Here is an 8,505-nt window from a genome sequence, read left to right on the forward strand (position 1 = left end):
GCTTATACTGAAGCAGTAAACACCTTACAATCTCTCCGCAGCGATTTAGCCACAATCAATCCAGAAGTGCAATTTTCGTTTCGAGATAGTGTAGAACCGATTTATCGAGAGCTAGTCGATTTGCTGTTACAAAGATCCGAAGAGGGAGAGAAATTTCAACCCCCAGTGCAAAATCGATTAATTCAAGCTCGTCAAGTTATCGAGTCCCTACAACTAGCGGAACTGGATAATTTTTTCCGAGAAGCTTGTCTGGATGCAGCACCAGAATTGATTGACAAAATCGACGCGGGAGCGGCAGTTATCTATCCAGTTATTTTAGCCGATCGCTTAGAAATAATCCTCAGTTTGCCCCAGCAACCATTGCGTAACTACACTACCCAAATTGACCAGAAACAAGTTGAAAATATCGTTAACCAACTCAGACAAAGTTTGGGGATTCGTCACTCCAATCAAGACGAACGCTTGCAGTTGTCTCAACAACTTTATGACTGGCTGATTCGACCTGCTGAGGCAGAATTAAAAGCGAGTGGGATACAAACGCTGGTATTTGTTTTGGATGGTGCGTTGCGAAATATCCCCATGTCTGCTCTCTACGATGGCAAACAATATTTAATTGAAAAATATAGCATTGCCCTAACTCCCGGTTTACAATTGTTGAAGCCGCAACGACTGACGCGAGAAAGGCTGAGGGCTTTAGCTGGTGGACTGAGCGAATCCAGACAGGGATTTTCTGCTTTACCGGGTGTGAAAAGGGAATTAGAACAAGTTAGTGCTGAAGTTCGTTCTACAAGACTTTTGGATCGAGAATTTACTAGCATAACGCTGGAGAATGAAGTAAAAGCCGTTCCTTTTCCTGTCGTTCACCTAGCAACTCACGGTCAATTTAGTTCCAATTACCAAAATACATTTATTCTCGCTTGGGATGGCGAAATCAATGTCAAGCAGTTAGATGAGTTGTTGCGTAGTAGAGATCCCAGTAAATCCGATCCGATCGAATTGCTGGTACTCAGCGCCTGCGAAACTGCTACTGGGGATAGACGCGCCGCTTTGGGACTAGCTGGGGTGGCGGTACGCGCTGGCGCACGCAGCACTTTAGCAACTTTATGGAAAGTGAGCGATAGTTCTACTGCCACCCTGATGACTGAATTTTATCGCCAGTTAGCCAATCCCGGCATTACCAAAGCTGAAGCGCTTCGCCGCGCCCAAAATAGCCTTTTGCAAAACCGCAGCTACAGGAATCCGTATTTCTGGGCTCCATACGTTTTGGTGGGAAATTGGCTGTGAAAAGTCAAAAGAAAAAAAGGGAAAGGGAGAGCGGGGGAGTGGGGGAGTGAGGCAATTGCATCTAATTTATAGTTGACAAAATGTACAAAATATGTATGTACATCAAGTTAGGGATTGTCTGTCGATCGCACGATCGAGCCGCAGTTTCCCTTAGCCCTATATATTGTCAATAAGCCTTGATTATTGAAATTGACAAACCCGATATATCGCGATAGATTCTTTTTAGATAGCGATATATCGCGATACCTCATAATTACAAAGAGCAAAAATATGTTCAAACAATTTCATCCCCATTTTCTCGTACCAGCATGGGCAGGAGAAGGCCCTAGCGATCGAGTCTTCATGAGTGGGCGACACGGACGCGGACATGGACATGGACACAAAGGTTCATCTGGTGACGGGTGGCCAGATGAGCCTCGTACCCGTCGCGGTGACATCAAATTCATTTTGCTTGGGCTTCTATCAGAGCGTCCCCAACATGGTTATGAATTGATGAAAGAGCTAGAAAACCGTCGCGGTGGCTTTCGTCGCCCCAGTCCAGGCTCGGTTTATCCAACGCTTCAGATGCTAGAAGAAGGAGGTTATTTGACCAGTGAGGAAGTCGAGGGCAAGCGGGTTTATACGATTACCGAGAGTGGCAGACAACTCTTGAGCGATCGCAACCAACAATCTCATTCAAGAAAAGGTCACGACAGTTTCACTGAAACCAAACCTTCTGAATTGATCGAGTTACGGCAGACTTTAACCCAGTTGAATGATGCTGTCACCCAAGTTGCTCGAAGTGGCAATGTAGAGCAAACCAATCGGGTACGCGATCTGCTTGTTCAGGTAAAACGCGAGATTTACAAACTGCTAGCAGAACAGTAAGCAGATGTGTTGATTTCGCGATCGCATCCTTATAATACGAGTCAGAATTGCTCCCATTGCGATCGGAAATTACAGAAATCTCGATCGACTAGAACCCACATTTGTCTGCATTGTGGATTTGTAGAAGATCGGGATATCACGCAAAGAAACCGGGTTTCTACGAAAAATGGTAAGTTTGAGCGTGAACGATCGACTCAGAAACCCGGTTTCTAGCCCCAGCGCAATCAACATCCTCAAAATAGAGCTAAGTAAGCTTATGAAGCAATCGCCAATTTCAGCAGAATCGATTTCAGCACCGATCGGTAAGACGATATATCCAGAACCTTACGCTTCCCTCGTGAAGGGACGACAAAAGCGAAAACTGGGTGAGTATTTTGGGTTGACTAATTTTGGAGTTAATTTAACCCATCTCTCACCGGGAGCAATTTCTGCACTCGCTCACAGCCACTCAAAGCAAGATGAATTTATCCTGGTATTGGAAGGCAGCCCAACGCTGGTACTAGACGAAGAGGAATTCGTTTTGCATCCCGGTGACTGCTATGGATTTAAGGCAGGTACAGGTATCGCCCATCAACTGATTAATCGAACTGAAGAAAATGTAACCTATATTGAAATTGGCGATCGCACTCTTGGAGATGAGGTCGAATACCCAAATGACGATCTCAAAGCAACACAATTGCCAAATGGTGAATGGGCTTTAACGCACAAAGATGGTCGCCCTTATTAAGGTCACTGCCTAACAACAGCGCTGCACCAGAAGTTGGGCGATCGCATTGTATACTTCTAGTTAATGCGATCGCTCGTTCTTGTAGGTCAGATTGAAGGATGAAACCCAACACTCATAACTACTTTTCTACTCAAACCCTGGTGCGATCGGTTTTCTTGAAGGTGTCAGCGAAGATGGGAAATAACAATCATTAAACTCAGTGAATTCAAAACCATGCAAATTACCATCGACCTCCCTGACAATCTATCCCTCACAGAATCAGACCTGCGCCGAGAAGTTGCGATCGCGCTCTTCCAGCAAAAAATCTTACTCATCGAACAAGCGGCTCAAGTCATTGCGATGGATGTAGACGATTTCTATCAAATCCTCGTAGATCGAGGTATCCTCACCCCCCCAAGCGACCCTGACGACGACCCCAATGAACTCATCCTCGCCCATTTGCGGATCTCCTTACAACAAGCCAAAGAAGGCAACTTGAAGCCCGTCTCTGAACTCTGGGACGGCATTGATGACTGACGCTCCATCCATTCAAATCTTAGTTACCCCCGATTTTCAAGGACAACTTCGCAAGTTAGCCAAACGGTATCGCAATATCCGGTCCGATCTACAACCGCTGTTCGATGACCTCGAAAATGGTAACTGTCCTGGCGATCGAATTTCTGGCACGACCTATACCGTTTTCAAAGTCCGCGTCAAAAATAGCGACATTCAAAAAGGCAAAAGTTCAGGTTATCGAGTCATTTATCAATTGCGAGACAACATCTGCATTCTGCTTGTCACGCTCTATTCCAAATCCGATGAAACTACTTTCACAGCTAGTGAAATTCGCGAAATTATCGAGCGCTTCAATGAACCCACCGAACCGCCTGCCCAAGGAGATTGAACCATGCCTCAAACACTTGGTTGAAATGGGTGTTCCCAGAGAAGAAATTATGTTGGGTTTACAGCCTCCTTACAAACGGCAGTACACAGAGTAGGGTGCTGCTTAAGATCATCACGTCGCAGTTGAACAATGCCCATGCACCCAATATGCGATCGCTCGATCTTGTAGGTCAGGTTGAAGGATGAAACCCGACGCTCACGACTGCTTCTCCACCTCAATCCTGGTGAGAGCGCTCGATCGAGTCATGTTTGGTTTGACGTTACCTACTGATTTACAAGCGAGAATGTAACAACCTACAGCGAGGGGCGATGGCGATCTTTCCCATACTCTGCCTTGTCATACTTCGCAAAGGCTCCGCCTCCAGCAAGCGGCGAAGCCTCATCGGGCGGTAGGTTGCAACATAGGTTAATGCTGGATAAGATCGATATAGGGGGTGATATCCAGCAAATTTGACGTTGAATAAATAGTTATTATGCTTCATTTTTGGGTCAGGACGGTAGTTTGAAGGTTGTCGCTCTGAGTTCAGTGTCCTAAAGTGTTATCGGTGAGATGAGGCTTAAAAATAGTTTCTAAACTGTATTGCAGGTTACTATGGCGAACTTTGAAGAGGAAATCAAAAGAATAGTTAAAGAAATAAGATCTCCTAACATTGCAGTAATTGGCAGAATTGGTGTTGGTAAAAGTACGCTTATCAATGCGGTATTTGGGGCAGAGGTCGCTAAAGTCGGTGCAGGCTTACCTGTCAGTAAGGGATTTGTCAGGTATCCGAGAGATCCTGATGAGAAATCCCCTGTGGTTTTGTATGACTCTGCTGGATACGAGTCAAATAAAGAGACTGAATTTGTTGAGAGTACATTAAGATTTTTAGAAGAGTTAAGACGAAAGGGTATAGAGGAACAAATTCATTTAGTTTGGTATGTTGTAAATGCTTCATCTGCAAGGTTTGAATATTTTGATAGAGATATCATTAATAAACTGTATGAGCAACAAGTTCCTGTAATTATAGTTCTCTCTCAGTGCGATCGCGCAAAGCCAAATGAAATTTATGAAATCAAGAGAACAATAGATAATTTTAAATTTAAAAACACATACGATTTGATCGAAGCATCAGCCTCCCCTCTTGAAATCAATGGCAAGCCAATTTGCGATCCTTTTGGCTTAAAAGAATTGATCGGCAGAACAGTAGATTTGCTTCCTGAAGTGTATTCAGAAGCGGTGCTTGTAATGCAGAAAGCAGATGTAGAAGCTAAAAGAAAAGTGGCAGGGAGATATGTTTTTACTGCTGCCATTGCTTGTTTCAGCGCATCATTCATTCCAATCCCTTTTACAACGCCTGTTTCAGCAATGACTGCTCAAAGTGCTCTCTGTGTGAAGCTTGCAGCCTTGTATGGTTATACTGATATGGCAGCATTTTTAGGCTCAATCAGTGGTTTAACAACTTCCGCGCTTTTCACTTTTCTCTCAACAGCAACTTTAGACTTGATAGGTTCAATTTTTCCTCCTAGTCAAGTAATTGCTGGATCAACAGCAGCAACTTATACTACAGTTTTAGGATTATCTTACACCTCAGTTTTTGAGAAAGTTGCTAAGGAACATATCTACAAATCTGGCAAATACACTGTTAGAGATTTTTTGAGAAAGACCTTTAGGGAAGAATTTGAAAAGTACTCTAGAGTTAAAATCTATTCAATTGCTGATTTAGAGAAACTCAAAGAACTTTTCCTTAAAGGACAACTGTAATTGAGCTTTAGTTATTTTTGTTTAGTTATTTTATATTCTGGAATTTTTAACCATATTTTTTATGTGTTGTCGAGTATCATTATGGTAGCCTAAAGCTGCGATTGTGGTCAGCAGTGTAACAATTCTGGTGCAGCGGATTTACCAACGCCGCTTGTGGAGTTGCAAAGACCCCGGAAATTGCTGACCAGGAACGTTAGATCGGTATGTATGCGACATAAGCTCTTTTACTGGACTGGCGCTCTAGCCTCTGATTGGGCGAACACTTTCGCAGCGGCGGCTACGCCTGCGCCGGGGGTCAAGGAGTCTTGTCCCAGTTCGATCAGAGTTGCTTCTAGGGAGCCGATCGCAGTGAGGATATCGCGATCGGTGACAAAACCCAAGTGACCGATACGGAAGATTTTGCCCTTCAGGTGGTCTTGTCCGCCCGCTAGAGCGATGTCGTAGCGATTTTTCATGATTTTGAGAATTTGTTCGGTGTCCGCTTGTACGGGCGCTACAGCGGTAATTGCGGGACTGGCAACATTATCGGGGGCAAACAAAGGTAAATTCAACTGCTTGAGGGCGGCGCGAGTGGCATTCATCAGTCTTTGATGCCTAGCGAAAATATTTGCCAAGCCTTCTTTTTTCATCATCTGCAAGCTGACTTGCAGCGCCATCATCAAGTTGATTGGCGGGGTGAAGGGTGTGGTGTTTTTGGCTTGGAATTGGCGATATTTGTCTAAATCTAAATAGAAACGAGGCATTTTGGCGGTTTTGTACGCTTCCCACGCTTTTTCACTCACGCTGACGAAGCCTAACCCTGGCGGAATCATATAACCTTTTTGCGAAGCGGAGACAACGACATCAATACCCCATTCATCAACGGGGATATTGACTGTTCCCAAACTCGTTACGGCGTCCACAATAATTAAAGCTTCGCCGTGCGTTTTGACGTGGCGATTGATGGTTTCCAGGTCATTTATGACACCCGTAGATGTTTCGCTGTGGGTGACGATGACAGCTTTAATTTGCTTTTCGGTGTCGGCTTCCAGCTTTTCGCGAAATTGTTCCGGATCTAAAGGTTTACCCCAGTCAGCAGTAATTTTTTCTACATTTAAATTGTACGTGGTAGCAAGGTCTGCCCAGCGATCGCCAAATTTACCATTACATCCTACTAAGACGCGATCGCCCGGACTGAGAAAGTTAATAATTCCGGCTTCCATCGCTCCTGTACCGCTAGCGGTAAGCATTAAGACATCGTTCTGAGTTTGGTGAAGCCATTGCAAGTTTTGCAGTACTTCCTCAAAGATACAGCCAAACTCGCTGCTGCGATGTCCGATCGGCTGTTTCGCCAAAGCGAGTAATGCCTGTTCCGGCACTGGTGTAGGGCCGGGTATCATCAGTATTTGCTTATCGTCCATAATGCCGCAGTCATTCGATTTTGGATTTTGGATTTTGGATTTTGGATTGACCTCACGGATAAATCTGGCGGCTTATAACTATTTTCCATTTTGGTCAATACAAAATAGTCAGGAGCCAGTAGTTGTTAGAAAATTAACTTTAGATTGCAGATTTTTAATTTAAAATCCCATCTCCAATTGCAAACTAAAATTAAAATTACGATTGTTCTTGAGGTGGCTTCAGGCCATTTGAAGCTGAGTTCAAATTTGATTTTGCTGTTGAGGGCAATTCAGCTGAAGAGGGAATAACATGATTGAGCGACCAGAGGTATTCCGTTTTGATGTGAGCTTGTTCGCAAGTTTGTTCGATTTGTTTCTGTAGAGCAGCTGCTTTACGCAAAGTAATTATTAGTTGGTTAACTTTATCCTTTAGTTCTGGTTTTTGAGATACAGCGAACATTGTTTGTCGTTCTAGTAATTGCAGTACCAGTTCGTAATGGATAGGAGAAGGAATAGGAATTGGCTCCATGAACGCAAATTTTCCTCAAGTTAATTTCCGATTAAAAATTAAAAATATAATTTCTAATTTTTAATTTTTTTTCACCCAATGGCAAAAAGCTCTAATATCGCAGCTTGAGGATCTGGCTGTTTAACCAGCGACTCACCGATCAGCACCGCAGTTGCACCCGCTTGCGCTACCAAGCGGAGGTCTGCTAGCGTATGCAGTCCCGATTCGCTCACGACCGGGATGCCTCGCTCTTGGAGTCGATCGTTTCTTGCTGCGAGGATATCGCAGGTTGTTTGTAGATCGACCGAGAAATTTTCTAAGTTGCGATTGTTAATGCCAATTAGGGTAGCTTCTTCCAAGGCTAACACGCGATCGAGTTCTTCTAGGGTATGCACCTCGATCAAAGCCTTCATTTTCAAGGCATTGGCGATTTTTACAAAGTATTTTAAGTCTCGATCGGAAAGTATGGCAGCGATCAGCAGGATGGCATCAGCACCGTTGATCCGGGCTAGATAAATTTGGTAGGGGTAAATTATAAATTCTTTGCACAGTAACGGCAAGTCTACAGCAGCACGGATGCGTTGCAGGTTTTCAAAGCTACCTTGAAAAAATTTGGTATCAGTGAGAACCGAGATACAGCTAGCACCTGCCTGCTGGTAAGCTTGAGCGATCGCTACTGGGTCGAAATCTGCCCTAATGACGCCTTTACTGGGAGAAGCTTTTTTGACTTCCGCAATTAAGGCAGGTTGAGTTTTGCCTTGGCGCAGTGCTGCCACAAAATCGCGGGGTGGGGGCAGGTCGGCTATTTTACGCTGGAGATCGGCCAAAGGCAAGCGTTCTCGCATTTGCGCTACTTCAGTTTCTTTATGCCAAACAATTTCCTCCAGAATATTTCTCGGTGAGGCATCTGGCAGCGCAACTTGGTAGCGCAATTCTTGAACGGCAACTGCGGGATTGGGGCGACGACGACGAATTTGCATATTTGGGAAAAGGGGTTAGGGGTTAGGGGCTAGGGGAAAGAGGGAGAGGCAGAGGCAAGAGGCAGAGGCAAGAGGGAAAAGGGAAGAGGGAGGAGGGAGAAATTTGAATGATTGACTTTCCCTGGCCCCTAACCCCT

At 44.6% G+C, this 8,505-nt stretch carries 10 protein-coding genes; 7 read left to right on the top strand and 3 right to left on the bottom strand.

The window, feature by feature from the left end:
- The 7 genes from H6S82_RS10245 to H6S82_RS10275 all read left to right on the top strand — a co-directional run.
- Positions 1-1,284, top strand: a 1,284-nt coding sequence (locus H6S82_RS10245) for a CHAT domain-containing protein (protein ID WP_191056197.1), incomplete at its 5' end; no start/stop codon positions are given.
- Positions 1,285-1,554: 270 nt separating this feature from the next.
- The gene (locus tag H6S82_RS10250; protein WP_190467717.1) at positions 1,555-2,151 is read left to right on the top strand and encodes a PadR family transcriptional regulator; all 597 of its coding nucleotides are present in this window, start codon (positions 1,555-1,557) and stop codon (positions 2,149-2,151) included.
- Positions 2,152-2,157: 6 nt separating this feature from the next.
- The gene (locus H6S82_RS33380; protein WP_322111944.1) at positions 2,158-2,364 is read left to right on the top strand and encodes a zinc ribbon domain-containing protein; all 207 of its coding nucleotides are present in this window, start codon (positions 2,158-2,160) and stop codon (positions 2,362-2,364) included.
- On the top strand, positions 2,318-2,878 hold the full coding sequence (locus tag H6S82_RS10260) for a cupin domain-containing protein (RefSeq protein ID WP_242056896.1): 561 nt from the start codon (positions 2,318-2,320) through the stop codon (positions 2,876-2,878). The genes H6S82_RS33380 and H6S82_RS10260 overlap by 47 nt, the downstream gene beginning before the upstream one ends.
- A 213-nt stretch (positions 2,879-3,091) precedes the next feature.
- On the top strand, positions 3,092-3,394 hold the full coding sequence (locus H6S82_RS10265; RefSeq protein ID WP_190467712.1) for a UPF0175 family protein: 303 nt from the start codon (positions 3,092-3,094) through the stop codon (positions 3,392-3,394).
- Positions 3,387-3,761, top strand: coding sequence for a type II toxin-antitoxin system RelE/ParE family toxin (locus H6S82_RS10270; RefSeq protein ID WP_190467709.1), 375 nt, complete (start codon positions 3,387-3,389; stop codon positions 3,759-3,761). The genes H6S82_RS10265 and H6S82_RS10270 overlap by 8 nt, the downstream gene beginning before the upstream one ends.
- A 591-nt stretch (positions 3,762-4,352) precedes the next feature.
- Complete coding sequence (locus H6S82_RS10275) at positions 4,353-5,501, top strand: GTPase (RefSeq protein WP_190467705.1); 1,149 nt, start codon at positions 4,353-4,355, stop codon at positions 5,499-5,501.
- A 224-nt stretch (positions 5,502-5,725) separates the two neighbouring features.
- Here H6S82_RS10275 and H6S82_RS10280 read toward each other — a convergent pair whose 3' ends face one another.
- The 3 genes from H6S82_RS10280 to trpC form a co-directional block, all read right to left on the bottom strand.
- Positions 5,726-6,901: an alanine--glyoxylate aminotransferase family protein gene (locus H6S82_RS10280; RefSeq protein WP_190467702.1), complete on the bottom strand. Its 1,176-nt coding sequence runs from the start codon at positions 6,899-6,901 to the stop codon at positions 5,726-5,728.
- Between the two features lie 196 nt (positions 6,902-7,097).
- On the bottom strand, positions 7,098-7,409 hold the full coding sequence (locus H6S82_RS10285) for a DUF5340 domain-containing protein (protein WP_190467701.1): 312 nt from the start codon (positions 7,407-7,409) through the stop codon (positions 7,098-7,100).
- 71 nt (positions 7,410-7,480) lie between these two features.
- Positions 7,481-8,368 (bottom strand): indole-3-glycerol phosphate synthase TrpC, encoded by an 888-nt coding sequence (trpC, locus tag H6S82_RS10290; protein WP_190467698.1) that lies wholly within the window; start codon positions 8,366-8,368, stop codon positions 7,481-7,483.
- Between the last annotated feature and the right edge of the window lie 137 nt (positions 8,369-8,505).

Source organism: Planktothrix sp. FACHB-1355 (assembly GCF_014748295.1).
Taxonomy (GTDB): Bacteria; Cyanobacteriota; Cyanobacteriia; order Cyanobacteriales; family Aerosakkonemataceae; genus Aerosakkonema; species Aerosakkonema funiforme_A.